The 17,845-nt window shown below is 74.2% G+C and carries 19 protein-coding genes; 13 read left to right on the plus strand and 6 right to left on the minus strand.

Annotation, left to right across the window (positions count from 1 at the left end):
* Positions 1–15: 15 nt before the first annotated feature.
* Together MTR79_RS14435 and MTR79_RS14440 are read right to left on the minus strand one after the other, a co-directional pair.
* Complete coding sequence (locus MTR79_RS14435; protein WP_244790519.1) at positions 16–1,395, minus strand: S1 family peptidase; 1,380 nt, start codon at positions 1,393–1,395, stop codon at positions 16–18.
* A gap of 123 nt (positions 1,396–1,518) precedes the next feature.
* Positions 1,519–2,547, minus strand: a complete 1,029-nt coding sequence (locus tag MTR79_RS14440) for a hypothetical protein (RefSeq protein WP_244790521.1) — start codon at positions 2,545–2,547, stop codon at positions 1,519–1,521.
* Positions 2,548–2,571: 24 nt separating this feature from the next.
* On the opposite strand from MTR79_RS14440, the gene MTR79_RS14445 reads away from it, so the two are divergent.
* The 3 genes from MTR79_RS14445 to MTR79_RS14455 are packed head-to-tail and all read left to right on the plus strand — an operon-like array spanning position 2,572 to position 4,920.
* A complete protein-coding gene (locus MTR79_RS14445) occupies positions 2,572–3,771 on the plus strand; it encodes an aminotransferase class I/II-fold pyridoxal phosphate-dependent enzyme (RefSeq protein WP_244790523.1) in 1,200 nt (399 codons plus the stop codon).
* Complete coding sequence (locus tag MTR79_RS14450) at positions 3,764–4,489, plus strand: class I SAM-dependent methyltransferase (RefSeq protein ID WP_189364494.1); 726 nt, start codon at positions 3,764–3,766, stop codon at positions 4,487–4,489. The genes MTR79_RS14445 and MTR79_RS14450 overlap by 8 nt, the downstream gene beginning before the upstream one ends.
* Positions 4,490–4,539: 50 nt before the next feature.
* Entirely contained in the window at positions 4,540–4,920 is a 381-nt protein-coding gene (locus MTR79_RS14455; protein ID WP_048454883.1) for a PPOX class F420-dependent oxidoreductase, read from the plus strand.
* A gap of 31 nt (positions 4,921–4,951) precedes the next feature.
* On the opposite strand, the gene MTR79_RS14460 is transcribed toward MTR79_RS14455, so the two are convergent.
* Positions 4,952–5,377 (minus strand): zinc ribbon domain-containing protein, encoded by a 426-nt coding sequence (locus tag MTR79_RS14460; protein WP_122216415.1) that lies wholly within the window; start codon positions 5,375–5,377, stop codon positions 4,952–4,954.
* Between the two features lie 251 nt (positions 5,378–5,628).
* Between MTR79_RS14460 and MTR79_RS14465 the strand changes: the two genes are divergently transcribed.
* The 8 genes from MTR79_RS14465 to MTR79_RS14500 all read left to right on the plus strand — a co-directional run bounded on the left by MTR79_RS14465 (position 5,629) and on the right by MTR79_RS14500 (position 12,466).
* Positions 5,629–5,796 (plus strand): hypothetical protein, encoded by a 168-nt coding sequence (locus tag MTR79_RS14465; protein WP_167741544.1) that lies wholly within the window; start codon positions 5,629–5,631, stop codon positions 5,794–5,796.
* 300 nt (positions 5,797–6,096) lie between these two features.
* Positions 6,097–6,804, plus strand: a complete 708-nt coding sequence (gene cseB / locus MTR79_RS14470) for a two-component system response regulator CseB (RefSeq protein WP_175445923.1) — start codon at positions 6,097–6,099, stop codon at positions 6,802–6,804.
* Between the two features lie 14 nt (positions 6,805–6,818).
* On the plus strand, positions 6,819–8,060 hold the full coding sequence (locus MTR79_RS14475; protein WP_189364605.1) for a HAMP domain-containing sensor histidine kinase: 1,242 nt from the start codon (positions 6,819–6,821) through the stop codon (positions 8,058–8,060).
* A 162-nt stretch (positions 8,061–8,222) separates the two neighbouring features.
* On the plus strand, positions 8,223–9,167 hold the full coding sequence (locus MTR79_RS14480; RefSeq protein WP_244790525.1) for a D-alanyl-D-alanine carboxypeptidase: 945 nt from the start codon (positions 8,223–8,225) through the stop codon (positions 9,165–9,167).
* Between the two features lie 6 nt (positions 9,168–9,173).
* Positions 9,174–10,124: an endonuclease/exonuclease/phosphatase family protein gene (locus tag MTR79_RS14485; RefSeq protein WP_244790527.1), complete on the plus strand. Its 951-nt coding sequence runs from the start codon at positions 9,174–9,176 to the stop codon at positions 10,122–10,124.
* Positions 10,125–10,246: 122 nt separating this feature from the next.
* Entirely contained in the window at positions 10,247–10,822 is a 576-nt protein-coding gene (locus MTR79_RS14490; RefSeq protein ID WP_086703925.1) for a dihydrofolate reductase family protein, read from the plus strand.
* A 75-nt stretch (positions 10,823–10,897) separates the two neighbouring features.
* Complete coding sequence (locus MTR79_RS14495) at positions 10,898–11,743, plus strand: hypothetical protein (RefSeq protein ID WP_086703924.1); 846 nt, start codon at positions 10,898–10,900, stop codon at positions 11,741–11,743.
* Between the two features lie 75 nt (positions 11,744–11,818).
* Entirely contained in the window at positions 11,819–12,466 is a 648-nt protein-coding gene (locus MTR79_RS14500) for a peptidoglycan-binding domain-containing protein (RefSeq protein WP_189364490.1), read from the plus strand.
* Between the two features lie 26 nt (positions 12,467–12,492).
* On the opposite strand, the gene MTR79_RS14505 is transcribed toward MTR79_RS14500, so the two are convergent.
* The 3 genes from MTR79_RS14505 to MTR79_RS14515 all read right to left on the minus strand — a co-directional run bounded on the left by MTR79_RS14505 (position 12,493) and on the right by MTR79_RS14515 (position 16,838).
* Positions 12,493–14,799 (minus strand): SpoIIE family protein phosphatase, encoded by a 2,307-nt coding sequence (locus MTR79_RS14505; protein WP_244793167.1) that lies wholly within the window; start codon positions 14,797–14,799, stop codon positions 12,493–12,495.
* A gap of 301 nt (positions 14,800–15,100) precedes the next feature.
* Positions 15,101–15,469: a hypothetical protein gene (locus tag MTR79_RS14510; RefSeq protein ID WP_086703921.1), complete on the minus strand. Its 369-nt coding sequence runs from the start codon at positions 15,467–15,469 to the stop codon at positions 15,101–15,103.
* A 442-nt stretch (positions 15,470–15,911) separates the two neighbouring features.
* On the minus strand, positions 15,912–16,838 hold the full coding sequence (locus MTR79_RS14515; RefSeq protein WP_244790529.1) for a MurR/RpiR family transcriptional regulator: 927 nt from the start codon (positions 16,836–16,838) through the stop codon (positions 15,912–15,914).
* A gap of 288 nt (positions 16,839–17,126) precedes the next feature.
* Here MTR79_RS14515 and MTR79_RS14520 point away from each other — a divergent pair, with 288 nt between their 5' ends.
* Both MTR79_RS14520 and MTR79_RS14525 read left to right on the plus strand, forming a co-directional pair.
* The gene (locus MTR79_RS14520) at positions 17,127–17,288 is read left to right on the plus strand and encodes a hypothetical protein (protein ID WP_167338208.1); all 162 of its coding nucleotides are present in this window, start codon (positions 17,127–17,129) and stop codon (positions 17,286–17,288) included.
* A gap of 121 nt (positions 17,289–17,409) precedes the next feature.
* Positions 17,410–17,823: a DUF3662 domain-containing protein gene (locus tag MTR79_RS14525; RefSeq protein WP_086703918.1), complete on the plus strand. Its 414-nt coding sequence runs from the start codon at positions 17,410–17,412 to the stop codon at positions 17,821–17,823.
* The last annotated feature ends 22 nt before the right edge of the window (positions 17,824–17,845 follow it).

Genomic DNA, 17,845 nt, shown 5'->3' on the forward strand with positions numbered 1-17,845 from the left:
GGTGCCCTTCCCGTCTCACCCCCACATCTCCGAGTACTGCCTTCGGTAGGCCTTGCGGTCCTGTTCGGCCCTGATCCACCGTGACGCCACCAGCGCCACCAGACTCCCGCCCATCACCAGCAGCCCCGGACCCACGTTCCGCGGGTCGGCCAGCCGCGACACCAGCGTCGACGGGTCCGGCAGGATGCCCCGCACCGACGTCGACGACCCCGGTGTGGCCGCGTCCGGCGCCGCCACGCCCTGCGCCTGCGACGGCTCGGGGGAGGGGCTCCCGCCGTCCGCCCCGGGCGCCACGATCAGCTTCAGGTCCAGGTCCGCCAGCGCCTTCGTCAACGGCTGGAAGTACGTGATGCCGCCCGAGCGGCAGTCGCCGCTGCCGCCGGAGGTGACGCCGAGCGCGACCCCCTCGGAGAACATCGGCCCGCCGCTGTCCCCGGGCTCCGCGCACACGTCCGACTCGATCAGCCCGCCGACCGTCCCCTCCGGGTAGTTGACCGTCACGTCGAGCGCGGTCACCTCCCCGTCGCGCAGCCCGCTGGTGCTGCCGCTGCGGAAGATCCGCTGCCCCACCGTCGGATCGGCCACCCCGGTGATCCGCACGCCCTTGCCGCCGCCCACCGCGACCACCCCGGCGTTCTCGCCGGCCTTGCCGCCCTCGTACGCGATCAGCGAGTAGTCGTCGCCGGGGAAGCTGCCGCCGACCGTGGTGCCGACCTTCTTCCGGCCCCCGTCGTCGGAGAACCACACCGACCCCTGCGGCCCGCAGTGCCCGGCGGTGAGGATGAACTCCCGCCGCCCGTCGGTGACGTTGAAGCCGGCCGAGCAACGGCCCGCCGTCGACAGCACGGGCAGCCCGCCGGCCAGGCGGGTGGTGAAGGTGCCCCCGACCCGCTCCATGGTGACGAAGTCGCCGATGCCGTCGGCCACTTCGGTGAGCGACGACCAGTCGTCCTCGGACACCGTGCTGTCGCCGCGCACCACGACCTGGTTCGACCGGTAGTCCTTCATCCAGGCCGTGCCGGGCACCCGCGGCGCCGAACTCAGCGTCCGCGTCGCGGAGTCGAAGTCGTCCATGCTGTGCCGCACCATCCGCGGCTCGGCGCCCGCCGCCCGCACCTCGGCCGCCGCCTCCTCGTCGGTGACGGCGACGACCGTCCTGCCGTCCTCGCCGACCCAACTGCCCGCCGTACGGGACGTGCCGAGCCGCCGGACCACGTCTGCGCCCGGACCGGACGTGTGCGCGTCCGCGGGGGAGGCGGTGGAGAACGGGACGGCGTCGGGTGTGCCGGGCTCACTCGCCACGGCGTGCGTGACCATCGTGCCCCCCAGCAGGAGTCCGCCGACAGCCGCCAGCCGTGTCACTCGCCGGACCACCCGTCGTCGTGCGTGCCTCATGCATGGCTCCAGAACCTCGACAGCGCGGTGCGCGCACCGCGGGGGCCTCCCTCGAGCAGAGCGCCCCTCGTCCATACGGCTGCGGAGCCCGTCGTGTTCAGCACGGACGAGGCGATGTCCGCCTCAGTTCCGCGCGCGCACCGAGGAGTTGGGCGCGGACAGGCCGAGCGCGTCCGCCGTGCCCCCGTCGCCCCACAGGGATGCCGGGTCGACATAGGGACGCAGCAGTGCGACGAGCCCCGGGTCGCCGTCGCCGCGCAGCGCGTCGCCGGCCGCCTTGCGGGCGATCCCGGCGAGGAAGTCCGCCAGCTGCACCCGCGGGTCGTCCCGCGCGACCACCAGCCGCAGCTCCGTCAGGGCGACGCCGGACCGCCGGGCGGTCTCCTCGATCCACGCGATCCGCCCGGGCGTCAGCAGGTTCTGCCGGTCGTGCACCAGCCGCACCGGCCGGCGTTCAGGTCCGCTCCAGTACGCGGCCGTGGCGACGATCGCCGGGAGCAGCGGGTTGAGGACGGGGATCCGCACCGCCGGGCCGTCCAGGAGCCCCGCCCGGTAGGCCTCCGCCCGCCCGCGTCCCGCCGCCAGCCGCCCCAGCACCGAACCCGCGTCCGTACCCGCGCAGGCCCGGCGCAGCCCGTCCAGGGTCTCGAAGAACAGCGGCACCGAGGACCCCGGCTCCGCCCCGTTGCGGGTGCGCAGCAGTCGGTTCGCCACGGACAGGAACCGCTGCCCGTCCTCCGCGCCCAGCGCCTCCCGTACCGTGCGGTACAGCTCCGCCGCCGCGCCCCGGTCGTCGAGCAGAACACCGGCCAGCCGGTCCAGCACGAAGAAGGACTTCTCGGTGAGGTGCACCCGCGCCGCGCCGTGGACCGGCCCGCCCGGCGCGAGGAACCACTCCAGCACCGTCCGGTGCTTCTCCCGCAGCAGATGGGTCGCCTTGTACTCGGTGGCCGGGGAGCGGATCCGGTCACGGATCTCCCGCAGGGCCCGGGCCGCGTCCGCGACGGGGACCTGGACACCGGCGTGCGCGAACACGTCGGTGTTCCCGCCGGTCAGGTTCTCGCCGTCCGACCCCGACTCGTCGCAGGCGATCTCCCGTACCGCCGCGCCGCCGTCGCCGGGCGGCGCCCCGGAATCCTGATGTGGGTCCACACCACGCCCCCTATCGTGTGCTTCATGACCAGGATCCCGCACGACACGTCCGGTGAACCGAATCCCCTGAAGGCCCTTTCCCTGGATCAGCTGCGCCGCCGCACCAGCATGAAGTGGCGGACCTACGCCGAGGACGTCCTCCCCGTGTGGGTGGCCGAGATGGACGTGACACCGCCCGGGCCGGTCGTGCGGACGGTCACCGAGGCGATGGAGTCCGGCGACACCGGGTATCCCGCCGGGACCGCCTACGCCGAGGCGCTGGCCGCCTTCGCCGACAAGCGGTGGAACTGGCCCGGCCTCGCCGTGGAGCGCGCCGCGATCGTGCCGGACGTGATGCTGGGCGTGGTCGAGATGCTCCGGCTGGTCACCGGCCCCGGCGACCCCGTCGTGGTGAACCCGCCGGTCTACCCGCCCTTCTACGACTTCGCGCGGCACGCGGACCGCCGGATCGTCGAGGCGCCGCTCGGCGACGACGGGCGGCTCGACCTGGACGTCCTGGAGCGTGCCTTCCGCGGGGCGACCGAGGGCGGCGGCCGGGCAGCGTACCTGCTGTGCAGCCCGCACAACCCCACCGGCACCGTGCACACCGCCGAGGAGCTGACCGCGGTGGCCGCGCTCGCCGAGCGGCACGGTGTCCGGGTCGTCGCCGACGAGATCCACGCGCCCCTGGTGTTCGGCGGCGCGCGCTTCGTGCCGTACCTGAGCGTGCCCGGCGCCGAGCGCGGGCTGTCGCTGATGTCGGCGTCGAAGGCGTGGAACCTGGCCGGCCTCAAGGCGGCCCTCGCGATCGCGGGGCCCGGCGCGGGCGACGACCTGGCCCGGATGCCGGAGGTGGTCGGCCACGGCCCGAGCCACGTCGGCATCCTCGCCCACACCGCCGCCCTGCGTGACGCCACCGGCTGGCTGGACGCCCTGCTCGACGGCCTCGACGCCAACCGCCGGCTGCTGGCCGGCCTCCTCGCCGAGCAGCTGCCCGCGGTCCGGTACCGCCCGGGCGACGCCACCTACCTCGCCTGGCTGGACTGCCGGGACCTCGGCCTGGGCGACGACCCCGCCGAGGCGTTCCTCGCGCACGGCCGGGTGGCGCTCACCGGCGGTCCGCCCTTCGGCACGGGCGGCGCGGGCCACGCCCGGCTCAACCTCGCCACCTCGCCCGAGGTGCTCACGGAGGCGGTGCGGCGGATGGCGGCCGCCGTACGCGCGGCGGGCCGCGCCCGTGACTGACGCCTGCTTCGTTCACCCTCGTCTCGCCGCCCTCCACGACCCGCTCGACCCCGACCGGAGCGACCTCGACGCCTATCTGCGCATGGCGCGGGAGTTCGGTGCCCGCCGGGTGCTGGACATCGGCTGCGGCACGGGTGTGTTCGCGCTGCTCCTCGCGGACGAGGGGATCGACGTCGTGGGGGTCGACCCGGCCGGCGCCTCCCTCGACGTGGCCCGCGCCAAGCCGGGCGCCGGGCGCGTCCGCTGGATCGAGGGCGACGCGACGGACCTGCCGCCGCTCACGGCCGACCTGGCCACCATGACCGCGAACGTCGCCCAGGCGATCGCGGACCCCGGCGCCTGGCACGCCACCCTGCGCGGCGCCCACGCGGCCCTGCGCCCCGGCGGCCGCCTGGTCTTCGAGACCCGCGACCCGGCCCGGCGCGCCTGGGAGTCCTGGACCCGTGAGCAGTCGTACGTCCGCGCCGACGTGCCCGGCGCTGGCGGGGTGGAGAGCTGGCACGAAGTGACCTCCGTGGACGGCCCGTTGGTCTCCTTTCGCACGACGTACGTGTTCGCGTCGGACGGTGAGGTGCTGACCTCGGACTCGACCCTGCGGTTCCGGGAGCGGGAGGAGGTCGGGACGGACCTCGTGGACCACGGCTACGCGCTGGAGGACGTACGGGACGCACCCGACCGCCCCGGCCGGGAGTTCGTGTTCGTGGCCCGCCGCCTGTAGGGCGCGGGCAACTCCCGGCGGCACCTGCCGAGTAGGCCTAGACTTGACGTATGGACGACGCGTTGCGGGACCGGCTCGGGGCAGGGAAGTACCTGCTGCTCACCAGCTACCGGAAGAACGGCACGCCCGTCGCCACCCCGGTGTGGGTGGTGCGCGACGGCGACGCGCTCGGTGTGTGGACCGCCGCCGACTCGTGGAAGGTGAAGCGGATCCGCGCCCGCGGGGACGTCCTCGTGGGCCCCTGCGACGTGCGCGGCAATCCGACCGGCGACCAGGTCCCGGCCACCGCGGAGATCTGTGACGCGGCCACGACCGCCCGCTACCGGCAGCTGATCGCCCGCAAGTACGGGCTGATGGGCCGTCTCACCCTGCTGGGCAGCCGCCTGCGCCGAGGCGTGGACGGCACGGTGGGCATCCGCGTCACGTCCTGAACCCGCCCTCGTCCGAGGCGGGTTGCGGCTGTCAGGTCCAGGCCCGCAACGGCTCGTCGACGAGCTGGAACACCGGCTCGCCGCGCACCGGGTCCTCGGCCGTCGACAGCCGCACCCGGTCGCCGCTGTGGATGCCGATCGGCGGGCCCATGACCCGGCCCCGCACCACGAACCCCTCGGCCATCTCTATCAGCGAGACGTTGCGCGCCGCCGGGGTGTTGCGGTGCAGCACCGTCGAGTGGCGTACCGTGCCGAAGCCCGCGCTGCGTTCCGTGCGCAGGTCGCTGCCCTGACAGACCGGGCACAGCAGCCGGTGGTACATCGCGGTGCCGCACCAGGTGCAGCGCTGGAAGAGCATGGCCTCCTGGTCGGTGCCGCGCCCTTCGGGGCCCTTCGGTTCGAGCAGGCGCGTGGAGCCGGCTGCCTGCTGAACGACGCTCCCTGAGAAGTGGTACACGCTGGTCAACTCCCTGCACTCGGCCGGACTTCCACGTGCCCGGTCGCCCGCGCACGCGCCTGCCCGGTGGCCGTGCCACCGCGCACGGCCACAGAGTATGGCACTGAGTGCCACGAGTAAAGGCACTCAGTACCCTCTTCTGTGGGGTGAGGGCCGCTTCCCGGGACTTCCGGCACTTGCCCACGAAGTGACGGGTCTGCACGCGCGAAGGCCGGGCATACGGGCAACACCCCTACGGAAGGAGCTCGTTCATGCTCGGCATAGTGGCGGCGGTGCTGTTCTTCATCGCCTTCCTGATCAACGCGGCGGACATCGCGACCAACGACGTGTTCTCCTCGGTGAACGTGATGCTGCTGGGGCTCACAGCCCTGGCCCTGCACGTGGCCGGCATCGGCGCGGGCCGGCCCCGCAGACGCTGACCCGCCCTCCCCGGCCGGGGCCCGGCGCACGCACACCGCCGGGCCCCGCTGCGTCAGTCGCAGGCGCGGGGGCTGGTCCACAGCTGACGGAACTGCTCGATGCGCCGGTCGGCGACCCAGCCGTCGACCAGCGGACGCGGCGATGTCGTACCGGGGACCGCGCGACTGTGCATCGGCTGTGTATCCGCCCCGCATCACCGCAGGTCGGACGAGCGGTGCAAGCTCTTCTTCCCGGGGGATCACCCGGGCGGCGAGGCATCATGGAGGGCCTGCCCCGCCGCCTACCCGAACCGGAAGCACATGCCTGACACCTCCGCCGTCACCGTTCTGCTCGTCGAGGACGACGAGGTGATCCGCCGCTCCGTCGCCCTGGCCCTCGAGCGCTACGGCTACCGGGTCACCACGGCCGCCGACGGGCTCGACGGACTGGAGCGGTTCCGGGACGACCGTCCCGACCTGCTGCTTCTCGACGTGATGCTGCCCGGCCTGGACGGCATCGGCCTGTGCCGCCGGATCCGGGAGACCAGCACGGCCCCCGTCCTGATGATGTCGGCCCGCGGCGACTCCCTCGACGTGGTCTCCGGCCTCGAGGCCGGCGCCGACGACTACGTCGTCAAACCGGTGGACACCGCCGTCCTCGTGGCCCGGATCCGCTCCCTCCTGCGCCGCGCCACCTTCGCGCCCGCGCAGCAGCGGGAGCAGGGCACGCGGGCGGGGACGGCGGACCGGCTCGTCTTCGGCGACCTGGCCGTCGACCCGGCGGCGCTGGAGGTGTACCGGGACGGCGAGGAGATCGCCCTCGCCCCGACCGAACTGCGGCTGCTCCTGGAGTTCGCCGAGCACCCCGGCATCGTGCTGGACCGCCAGACCCTGCTGCGCAACGTGTGGGACTACGGCTGGGACGGCGATTCCCGCGTGGTCGACCTGTGCGTGCAGCGGCTGCGCAAGAAGATCGGCGCCGACCGTATCGAGACCGTCCGCGGTTTCGGCTACAAACTGCGCCGATGACCCGGAGCACCGGCATGCCGATCGTACGCGCGCTGCTCAACCTGCGTTCCCTGCACTGGAAGATCATCCTTCTGGTGTCCACCGCCTGCGCCGCGATGGCCCTCACGGTGGGAGTGCTGGTGCACGAGTCGACGCTGCGCCGGTCGATGCACGAGGGCGCGGTCAGGGCCGTCGAGCAGCTCGACCGGGCGCAGCAGGACGCCCGCCGCACCGGCCGCCCCGAGCCCCTCGCGGACCCGGCCGAACTCCCGGACGCCCTGCTGCGCCAGGTCGAACGGCACGGACAGGGCACGTACTACGAGGACGGACCGCCCGCCCCCGTCTACTGGGCCGCCGAGCGGAAGAACGGACAGCTCCACGCGCTCCGTACGGACATGACGGCGGACCTGCTCACCCGGCAGGCCCTGGACCGGCACCTGTGGAAGTACTCCCTTGTCACCCTCGCCGTCGTGATCCCGGCGACGGCCCTCGCCACGGAACTGCCCGCCCGCCGCCTGCGCCGGGTGGCCCGCACGGCACGCCGTATCACCGCGGGGGATCTCCAGGCGCGCACCGGGATGGGCCGCCGCGGCGGCGACGAGATCACCGAGATCGCGGCGACGGTCGACGCGATGGCCGACAGCCTGCGCGACCGTCTGGCCGGCGAACAGCGCTTCACCGCGGACGTCGCCCATGAACTGCGCACCCCGCTGATGGGTCTGGTCACCTCGGCCGGCCTGCTGCCCGAGGGCGAGGCGACCGACCTGGTCCGGGACCGGGTACGGGTGCTGCGCGACCTCGTCGAGGACCTGCTGGAGATCTCCCGCCTCGACGCGGGCGCGGAGCGGGTCGAACCCCGGCGGGTGCCCCTCGCCGAGCTGGTCGAGGAGTCGGTGGCCCGCACCGGCCTTCCTGCCACGGTCACCGCGACCGGCGACCCGGTGGCCGAGACGGACCCGCGCCGGCTGGACCGCATCGTCACCAACCTGGTCATCAACGCCCACCGGCACGGCGCGACGCCCGTGGAGGTCGGTGTCTCCGGCCTGACGATCACGGTGCGCGACCACGGCCCCGGCTTCCCGCCGGACCTGCTGGCCCACGGCCCGCAGCGGTTCCGTACGGGAGCGGAGCAGAGGGGCCGGGGGCACGGACTGGGCCTGACGATCGCCGAGGGCCAGGCGAAGGTGATCGGCGCACGGCTCGGCTTCCGCAACCATCCGGACGACGGGGGAGCGGTGGCGCAGGTGCGTCTGCCCCCGGAGGGCAACGACCGTTGAGCAACCACCGTCGAGCGGGGCGCCCTTGGTGCATCGCACCCCTGATGCACAACCGATGTCCCGCCGAGCGCCGCCCGCCCCCCGGGGCCCGCCGTGCGGACGCACCACCCCCGCAGTCTTGCTGCCGTACTCGACGTGCGTCAGCCCGGAGGTGGCCCCCACATGTTCCCCCTGCCCTCAGCCCCCCGCCGTACCTGGACGGCCGTCGGCGCCCTGCTGCTCCTGGCCGCCCTCACCGCCTTGGTGGCCCTGCCCCGCACCGACCGGGACGCGTCCGCCCGACAGCAGGGCGCCCCGACGGAGATCACCGACGACGGCGGCATCCCGTGGCCGGGGGAGGGACAGGCCGCCGTGACCCTGGAGGGATCCGGCCAGGTCCTCACGCACGGCGCGCAGCGGCCCGTACCGATCGCGAGCCTGACGAAGGTGATGACCGCGTACGTCGTCCTCACCGGACACCCCCTGCGCCCGGGCGAGGAGGGCCCGCGGATCGAGGTGGACCCGCAGGCCGCCCACGAGGCCGGCGTGGGCGGCGAGTCGACCGTCGTCGTCACACCCGGCGACCGCCGCACCGAGCGCGAGCTCCTGCACCTGCTGCTGCTCCCCTCGGCGAACAACATCGCGCGCCTGCTGGCGCGCTGGGACGCAGGCAGCGAAGAGGCGTTCGTACGGAAGATGCAGCGCGCCGCGCGCGACCTGGGCATGCGCGACACGACGTACACGGACGCCAGCGGCATCGAGCCCACGACCACCAGCACGGCCGCCGACCAGCTGAAACTCGCCCGCGAGGCGATGCGGCTCCCCGTCCTGCGGGACATCGTGGCGACCCGTGAGACCACCGTGCCGGGGGTCGGCCGGGTGGCCAACGGCAACACCCTCCTCGGCACGTCGGGCGTCGTCGGCCTCAAGACCGGCTCCAGCACCCCGGCGGGCGGCAACCTCCTGTGGGCGGCGAAGACCGACGGCACGCACCTGCTGCTCGGGGCGGTGCTGCACCAGCGGGCGAACACGACACCGGCCGAGGGCCTGACGGCCGCGCTGGAAGCGAGCCGCACCCTGATCGACGGCCTGCGCGCCCGCCCGCGGACCCACGGCTCCGAGGGCTGACCGGCGATGACGACGACGCCCGCCCCCGCAGCCGTCCCGGTCGAGCGGCCCCGCGGCATCCTGACCACCACCTGCGCCGTCCTCCTGGCCGGGGTCCTCGCACGCCCCGGCTGGATCCCGACGGCCCCCGGCCACCTGGGCAACCTCACGGACACGATGCTCCCGTGGACGGCGCTCGCCCTCCCGGCCCTGTTCGCCGCAGCCCTGCTGCGGCGCTCCCGCACCGCCCTGGCAGCCGCCGTCCTGCCCCTCGCCCTGTGGCTGACGGCCTTCGGCGGCACCCTCACCGACAAGTCGGCCCCCGGCGGCGACCTCACCGTCGTCAGCCACAACGTCAACCAGGACAACCCCGACCCGCAGGACACCGTGCGCAGGCTGCTCGCCGCGCACCCGGACATCCTCGCCCTGGAGGAACTGAGCCCCGAGACGGCACCGGCGTACGAACGAGCCCTGGCGCCCGTCTACCGCCACCACTTCCACCAGGGGACGGTCGGCGTCTGGAGCGTGTATCCGCTGAGCGACGCGACCAGCCTGCCGATCATGCCGTGGTCGCGCGCCCTGCGCGCCACGGCCGGGACACCGCACGGCCCCCTGACCGTCTACGTCGCCCACCTCCCGTCGGTCCGGGTGCGCCCCACGGCCGGCTTCACGACAGCGGCCCGCGACGAGGCACTGCGCCGCCTCACGACCCGCATCCGGGCGGAGAACGCCCCCCGCTCGCTGCTGCTGGGCGACCTCAACGGCTCCGCCGACGACCGCGCCCTGCGCCCGCTCACCTCCCGCTTCGCCTCGGCGCAGACGACGGCGGGCGCGGGGTTCGGGTTCACGTGGCCGTCCGGCTTCCCGGTGGTCCGCATCGACCAGATCCTCGTCGACGGCGTACGCGCCACGTCGGCCTGGACCCTGCCGGCCACCCGCAGCGACCACCTACCGGTGGCGGCGACGATCACCTTCTGACGTGCGGCGACGGGTGATCTGCGGAACGGTGGCGGGCAGAGCGATGAACTTCGCACGGCGACGGGGTCCTCCCTGCCGGCCGACCACCGGGCCGCCCCGCCGCACCCTTCGAGGAGACCCGCATGACCGCGACCTACACCTTCGACGTCTTCTCCAGCCTCGACGGCTACGGCGCCGCGAGCGGCGACTGGACCGGCTACTGGGGCAAACAGGGCCCGCAGCTCCTCGACCACCGGCTCGCCCAGCACGCGGGGGAGCAGCGCATGGTCTTCGGCGCGAACACCTACCGGGCCTTCGCCCGGATGCTGGCCGGGAGCACCGACGAGTCGGACGTCCGCGACCCCTGGGTCACCCGGATGCGCAACCTGCCGACGATCGTCGTCTCGAACACGCTCCAGGACCCGCTGGACTGGCCGGACGCCACGCTCGTCAGAGGCGACGCCGTCGACGTGGTGGCCCGCCTCAAGGAGGAGTCCGACGTACCGCTGCGCTCGCACGGCAGCCTGTCGATGAACCGTGCCCTGATGGCGGCCGGCCTGGTCGACCGCCTCCAGGTGACGGTCTTCCCGGTCGTCACCGGCCGCACCGGCCAGGACCGCGTCTTCGCGGGCGCGGCCGACTTCGACCTGGAACTGCTGGAACACCGCACACTGGACGACCGCATCCAGGAACTGATCTACCGGCCGACGCTGCACTGACGGCAGGCTGCCTTCGAGGGCTCCGCGCACCCGTGTCATCCTCACGGGCGTACGCCGTCGCCCCGAGGAGCCCTGATGCCCGCCGCCCGCCCCCGCATCCTGTACGTCACCGATCTGGCCTACCCGGCCCGTGGGCGGCGGTACTGCGACGAGGACATCTTTCTGACCTCCCGGCTGCGGGAGGAGTTCGACCTCGCTCTCTGCCATCCGCGGGACGCCGCCGCGCTGATGGGTGCGTTCGACGCGGTCGTCGTGCGGAACAGCGGCCCCGTGCTGGGGTACCTCGACGCCCACGAGGAGTTCCGCGCGCGAGCGCTCGCCACCGGTGCGCCCGTCTACAACCCGCTCACCGGGCGCGGGGACATGGCCGGAAAGCAGTACCTGCTGGACCTGACCGACGCCGGAATGCCGGTCGTCCCCACCGTCGGCCGGCCCGAGGACCTGCACCGGCTGCCCCGCGCGGACCGGTACGTCGTCAAGCCGCGGCTCGGCGCCGACTCGCACGGCCTGCGGATCGTCCCCGCCGCCGAGGCGTCCGCCCCGGTCGACGGCGACGTCCTCGTGCAGCCGTACGTCGACTTCGCCTACGAGGTCTCGTTCTACTTCGTCGACCAGGACTTCCAGTACGCCCTCCACGCCCCCGACCCCGCCGCGCGCTGGCGGCTGGAGCCCTACCGGCCCGCCCCGGGCGACCTGGACTTCGCCCGGCGCTTCGTCGAGTGGAACACCCTCGCCCACGGCATCCAGCGGGTCGACGCCTGCCGGGCGCCGGGCGGGGAGCTGCTGCTGGTCGAGCTGGAGGACCTCAACCCCTACCTGTCGCTCGACGCCCTCGACGACAGGACCCGGGACGCGTTCGTCGCCGCGACGACGGTCTCCTTGCACCGATTCCTGCGGGAGAGCGGGGACGCCCGCGGCTGAACCGGCCGGGCCCCGGTCACGTATCTCTCACCGTAGGCGGCTCAACTCCCGCGTCAGGCACGGAAGGAGAGCGATGTGACCAGTCCACCGGGGTCCGGGCCCGCCGAGGGGCCGCCCCTCGAACCCGTCCGCGTGCTGCGCGCGCGCCGCACCGACGCGCTCGCCGAGCTGTTCCGGGAGGTCGAGCGGGGCGACGGGGTGCACGAGGAGGTGCCGCCGGACCGGCCCCCGGCCGGGGCGGAGGACGTCACGCAGGAGCTTCCGCCGGTGCCGGGCGGCCCGCCGCCGGAGTTCGCCCGGCCGTCACGGCTGCGCAGGGCCGCGCCGGTCCTCGTGGTGGCCGTCGCCGCGCTGGCCGGGTTCGGCGGGGCGCTGCTGTTCACCGAGCGGCCCGCCGACGACCGCGCCACCGTCCCGGCCTCGCCGCCCGCGGCCGCCGCCCCGGCGCCGCCGCGCACGGCCGCCCCCGTGGAGGACGGCTTCCTGCGCGAGGGCGACGCGGGCCCCGACGTGGCCGCCCTCCAGGAACGTCTGCTGCGCGTTCCCGACGTCTACCGCGACGGCAGGACCGACGGCCGCTACGACGCGACCCTCCGCGAGGCGGTCGCCCGCTTCCAGCTGTGGTACGGCATCCGCGGCGACGAGACGGGCGTCTACGGCGACGACACCCGCCGGGCCCTGGAGTCGCACACGGGCGGGCCGGCGGGTGACGACGCGGCATAGGCCGGGGGGCCGGTACGGCCCGCCCGTCACGGCTCCCGCGGCACCCGGATGTCCAGCACGCACACGTCGTCGCGCCGTTCGTCCTCCAGCATCACGTCCAGGAGGGTGCTGAGGGAGCCGGGGGCGTCCTCGGGCTGGGCCACGGCCGCCTCGGCGAGGCGGGCGAGGCTCACGTCGATGTTCTCCGGGGCGCGTTCGACCAGGCCGTCGGTGTAGAGGAGTACCCGGTCGCCCGGTTCGAGGTGGTGTTCGGTCTCCTCGAAGTACGGGGCCGAGGTCGCGCCCAGCAGCATGCCCGGGGGCCGGGGCAGGTACGTCGCCTCGCCGTCGCGCAGCAGCAGCGGCGGCGGATGGCCGGCCTGCGCCCACACCAGCCGGCGGTCCGCCGCGTGGTAGCGGGCGAGGACCATCGTCGCGGTGCCGTGCGCGTCCCGGGTGTGCAGCAGCAGCGAGTTCAGCCGGGACAGCGCGCCCGTCAGCGACGAGCCGGTGCTGACCATGCCCTTCGCGGTGAAGCGCAGCTGCGCCATCGTGGCGACCGCGTCCACGCCGTGACCGGCCACGTCCCCGATGACGAACAGGGAGTCCCCGTCGGGCAGCTCGACCGCGCTGAACCAGTCCCCGCCGACGTGGATGCCGGCCTGCGCGGGCAGGTACGCGACCTCCACACGCAGCCCGGACAGGTCGATCACCTTGTCGGGCAGCGGCAGCAGCGCGTGCTGCAGCCGGGCCACCAGGACCCGCTCCGACTGGAGCACGTCGTGCTGGGTGAGGATCGCCCGCTCGCTCTCCACCAGCGCCAGTTCCGCCCGGCGCCGCGCGGTCAGGTCCTGCACGACCCCGTGCACCTCGAAGGGGGTGCCGTGGGCGTCCGCCACCACCTCGGCGACCAGCCGCAGATGCCGTACGCCGTGCCTCCCGCGGATCCGGAACGCCGCGTCGAACGGCAGGCCCTCGCGCAGCAGCGTCTCGACGGCGGACCGCAGCGCTGCCCGGTCCTCGGGCAGCGCGAGCCCGGGCAGGCCGTCCAGCCGCACCGGGCCGTCCGCCGGGTCCCGGTCGAGGATCGCGAAGACCTGCGCCGACCAGGACGCCTCGTCCCGCGACAGGTTCCAGTTGGCCCAGCCGATGCTGCCCAGCCGCTGCAGCTCCGCCAGCCGCTGCTCCTGCCTGTCCGAGGAGGCGTGCCGCAGCCAGGCGACGACCAGCGCGCCCTCCAGGCGGGTCACCCGCACCGAGTAGGTGGCCAGCGCCAGGACGCCGTCCACGGTCTCCTGGTGCGCGAACGGCTCGCTGTCGTACGGCCCGCCGCCCGTCAGAGCGTCCAGGCAGCCCTGCCACACCGGCAGGTCCGTGAGGTCCGGCCGCACCTCCCGCAGCCGCCGCCCCGCCAGGTTCCCGGAGGAGTCCCCGAGGAGGTCGGCCGCCTGGGCGGTGGCCGCGTCGACGCGGAAGTCCTCCACGTCGCCGGAGGACGAGACGACGGGCGTCAGCAGCATCGCCGGGACGGGGAGCGCCGCGAACAGCGACTGGACGGCGTCCGCCTCGCCCTCGGGGACCGGCACCGCGGCGGAGGTGAAGCTGCGCACGCGTCCCGCGCACAGCCGGGCGACGCCCCGCAGATGCGCGCGTTCGCGCGGGGCGAAGACGCCCGGGCGTCCGCGCAGCACGCCGATGCACACCTCGGAGCCGTCCCCGCCGCGCAGGGGCAGCCAGACCCGGGACTGCCACCGCTCGGGCGGCTCACCGATCAGCATGTAGCGCGTGCTGTCCCGGGCGAAGTCCTCCAGCCAGCAGGGTTCACCGGAGCGCAGGGCCTCCACGACGGCCACCCCGCTGAACGGGGGGACCAGACGCCAGCGGGCCGCCAGCCCGTCGTCGATGCCGGCGTGCCCGGCGAGCTCCAGACCGCCGCCGGACCGGCGGACGTAGATCATCACGGACTCCGCGTCCAAGTCCGGGGCGAGATGGTCCAGCAGGCACCGGGCGAGGGCCTGGTGCGTGTCCACGTGGACCAGGGCGCGGCCGAGGCGGCTCAGGGCGTCGGCGACGTCGTCGGGTGCGGAGAAGGGCTCCGGCGCGTCCGTCGTGGCCTTCGCGGATCCGTCGTCCCCCTGCGGGCGGGGCGTGGACGCCTCGTCGCACGGGGGGACGGGCGTCAGCTCGCCCAGGGTGATCCAGCACTCCTCCAGCGGGGTACGGCGGGCGGCCTTGGCGCGCGCGTGCAGGATCTCCTCGGCGGCGTCGGCACTGGAGCCGTCCAGGGCCATCACGACGCCCTTGGCACGCTCCATGACGACCGACGTGGCGGCCTGTTCGCGCAGCCGGTCCATCTCGGCCCGCTGCCGGGCGACGACCCTGGCCAGTTCCACCACGTCCGGGAACGTGCCGGACTCGACCGGGACACCGGGATCGCTCTTCACGCACCGAGCATGGCACACCTGCGTGTATTCGTTGACCGGCTTGTTCGCTTCGACTCCCGCTCCGGGCCGGGCCGCGGCGGTACGGACGCGCCCGCGCGGGACCGGTGCCCGCCGTACGGGGCGGACCAGGTCGGGCAGGCCCCGACGCGGGGTGTGCGGGCCCCGCGCGCTCCGTGCACCGGGGGCGCGGGAGCGCGGCGGCCGGGCCGGGTCAGCGGGCGCTCTCGCCCAGCGCCTGGGTGACCGCCCGCACGCTCCGCGCGATGTGCTGGAGCTGCGTCAGCTCGGCCGCGTACAGCTTGATCGTGTGCTCGATGGCGCCCTCGTGCAGGCCGAGGCGGGGCAGGTCCGCGCGGGCGGTCTGCAGCGCGGTGCGCGCCACCCGTATCTCGTGCTCGACCTGGATCTGGGCGTGACGGGCCAGCAGTACGGGGTGCCGGACGAACGCCGGGTAGCTCGCGTAGCGCGCCGGGACCAGCTCGCGCAGCCACTTGGCGGCCGACCGTTCCCAGTCGTAGCTCCCGGGGGTCTTCACCTGGCGGGGCCAGTCGGGTCCGAGGCGCGTGGACGTCAGAGGCATGATCTTCGCTTCCGGGTGTACGGCGTCGCCGGCACGGGCGACGGGGTGGGGCGGTCCCGGTCTAGGGGATGACCGGGACCGCCACGGTTGGCCGGGCAGGGGAAGCCCGGCCGAACACCCTGGCCGCCGGAGCGGGTGGAGACCGACGGCCCCGGGTGTTCGTGCGGGTGCCGGGAGGGAACCGTGCGGGTGGCCGCGGCGACACATGGGTGCGGCGCGTGGCGGGCCCTTCGGCCTTTCCGGGCGGGCGGGTGCGACGAGTGGAGCGCGGTCCGGAGCGGCCGGGCCGCGATCCGTGAGCAGTATTTATATATGCCGTCTGCTTGGCAAGGCGCATGAAAACATTCATGCCTTATTCAAAGTGCGCGATGCCCCGCGAGAGGCCACGAACCGGCGGTAACCGGCAGCGCGGTTTCCGAAGGCGGGGGCCGAGGCGCGGGACTCAGTCCCGGAGGAAGAAGTGGTGCTCGTCGGCGACCTGCTCGTAGTCCTCCAGCCGGGCCTGCGTGCGTTCCGGGTCGGCGTCCGTCATGGCCTGCAGCAGCGCCGCGCACATCACGCCGGGCGCCGCGTACGAGTCGAAGACCAGGCGGGAGCCGGTGCCGATGGCGAAGGTGACGTCCGCCTCGTCGACGAGCGGCCCCAGCGCCAGGTCCGTGATCAGCGCGACCTTCAGCCCGGCGCTGCGCGCCACCCGCACCGCCGTCAGCGTCTCCTGGGCGTGCCGGGGCATGGAGAACGCCAGCACCCACGTCCCGCCCGCTTCCCGCGACTGCAGCAGCGCGTCGTACGCCACGCTGCCGCCGAGGGTCACCAGCCGTACGTCCGGGTGGATACGCCGGGCGGCGTACGCGAAGTACTCGGCGAGCGACACGGAGATGCGCAGGCCCAGCACGGTGAGCGGGGTGGAGGCGGACAGGGCGCGGCCCACCTCGATGACGCGGTCGGTGTCGGCGAGGTCGCGGCGCAGGTTCTCCAGGTTCTCGATCTCGGCGTCGACCGCCGCCTGCAGTTCGTTGCCCCGGAACTCCTCGGCCGGACCGGCGCCGGCACCCGGCCGGGTGCCGAGGGTGATCGACTGGAGCTTCTCCCGCAGCGCCGGGTAGCCGCTGAAACCGACCGCGGACGCGAACCGGGTCACCGAGGGCTGGCTCACCCCGACCCGGTCCGCGAGATCGGTGATGGACAGGAACGCGGCCTCGGTGATGTGCTCGATCAGGTACTGCGCGATGCGCCGCTGGCCGGGGGAGAGCCGGGGCCGGTCGAAGAGGGCGCGGAGCTGGGCCGTGGGGGACGGCTCCGGCTCCTGACCCGCCTTGGCCGAGGTGATCGCGGATGCCTGTGCGCGTGCCTGCTGCGGCGATGGCACCGGTGCGCCTCCCTTGTCTCCCACGAGGGTTCAACATAGCCCAACCCCTCGCTCCACCAGCGCGGTCACCGACGGGGACCGGCCACGGAACGGACCGCCGGCGCCCGGCACGCCGCCGCCCGGAAGCGCACGGCGAAGACCGCCCCCGACTCACGGGGGATATCCCCGCCCGCTCAGGGAACCCGGCATCTCAGCGCCGCACGGCGACACCGTGCCACCACGGATCGCCGCCACAGCCGCGCAGCGACATCGCAACCCCCCCCCTGCAAGACGAGGAGCACCGCGGACATGACCGTCCCCGAGGAGAACCGGCCGAAGACGCACGACACCGACGAGACCCTCGAGTCGCGGCGCGAGGGTGACGCGCAGGCGCAGGGCGGCACCGGCCGGACCATGCGCGAGGCGCTGGAGGAGGCCGAGATCAAGCCCGACGACTACGAGGAGCGGTAGGACCTGACCTTCGGACCATGCCGCGGGGCCGTTCCCCGGCCGCGCGGCCTGGTCCGAACGCCATGTCCGCCGCACCACCCGCCCACGTCCCGACGCGACCGCATTTTCGGCAGGTGACAGCATGAGCGCACTCAGCGCGCTGGAAACGGCACTGGAGAACCGATGGGAGGCCCTCCGGGCGCGGATGTCCGGGCGTGATCCGCTCGAACTCGTCGACGCCCTGCGGCGCGAGTGCGACAGCAACGCGGTGGTGTGCCACGCGGGAAGGGTGATGGTCCCCAACGCCTACGACGTGGAACTGTCCGCTCCCGTCCACGAGGAGCTGACCCGGCGCGGCGACAGCGTGGGCCAGGTGCTCACCGACCGGCTGGCCCGGCACGCCGCCCGCAAGGGCTACGAGTGGGCGGGCCCGCTCACCGTGCACGTCCGCCGCTCCGCCGAGGTGCCCAACGGCCGCTACCGCGTGGCCAGTACGGTGATGCGGCACGTGAGCGCGGTCGGCTTCCGGCGCGCGGCCCAGCCGGTCGACGGCTGACGTACGAGCGTGAGCCGGTGCG

It is taken from the genome of Streptomyces sp. BJ20, from assembly GCF_022869105.1.
GTDB lineage: Bacteria > Actinomycetota > Actinomycetes > Streptomycetales > Streptomycetaceae > Streptomyces > Streptomyces griseoincarnatus.

Excerpts from the sequence above, each read along its gene's own strand:
- MTR79_RS14525 (WP_086703918.1), top strand. The coding sequence starts at position 17,410 with ATGAGCGCACTCAGCGCGCTGGAAACGGCACTGGAGAACCGATGGGAG.
- MTR79_RS14480 (WP_244790525.1), top strand. The coding sequence starts at position 8,223 with ATGTTCCCCCTGCCCTCAGCCCCCCGCCGTACCTGGACGGCCGTCGGC.
- cseB (WP_175445923.1), top strand. The coding sequence starts at position 6,097 with ATGCCTGACACCTCCGCCGTCACCGTTCTGCTCGTCGAGGACGACGAG.
- MTR79_RS14445 (WP_244790523.1), top strand. The coding sequence starts at position 2,572 with ATGACCAGGATCCCGCACGACACGTCCGGTGAACCGAATCCCCTGAAG.
- MTR79_RS14435 (WP_244790519.1), bottom strand. The coding sequence starts at position 1,395 with ATGAGGCACGCACGACGACGGGTGGTCCGGCGAGTGACACGGCTGGCG.
- MTR79_RS14455 (WP_048454883.1), top strand. The coding sequence starts at position 4,540 with ATGGACGACGCGTTGCGGGACCGGCTCGGGGCAGGGAAGTACCTGCTG.
- MTR79_RS14505 (WP_244793167.1), bottom strand. The coding sequence starts at position 14,799 with ATGGACCGGCTGCGCGAACAGGCCGCCACGTCGGTCGTCATGGAGCGT.
- MTR79_RS14475 (WP_189364605.1), top strand. The coding sequence starts at position 6,819 with ATGCCGATCGTACGCGCGCTGCTCAACCTGCGTTCCCTGCACTGGAAG.
- MTR79_RS14465 (WP_167741544.1), top strand. The coding sequence starts at position 5,629 with ATGCTCGGCATAGTGGCGGCGGTGCTGTTCTTCATCGCCTTCCTGATC.
- MTR79_RS14520 (WP_167338208.1), top strand. The coding sequence starts at position 17,127 with ATGACCGTCCCCGAGGAGAACCGGCCGAAGACGCACGACACCGACGAG.
- MTR79_RS14495 (WP_086703924.1), top strand. The coding sequence starts at position 10,898 with ATGCCCGCCGCCCGCCCCCGCATCCTGTACGTCACCGATCTGGCCTAC.
- MTR79_RS14485 (WP_244790527.1), top strand. The coding sequence starts at position 9,174 with ATGACGACGACGCCCGCCCCCGCAGCCGTCCCGGTCGAGCGGCCCCGC.
- MTR79_RS14510 (WP_086703921.1), bottom strand. The coding sequence starts at position 15,469 with ATGCCTCTGACGTCCACGCGCCTCGGACCCGACTGGCCCCGCCAGGTG.
- MTR79_RS14490 (WP_086703925.1), top strand. The coding sequence starts at position 10,247 with ATGACCGCGACCTACACCTTCGACGTCTTCTCCAGCCTCGACGGCTAC.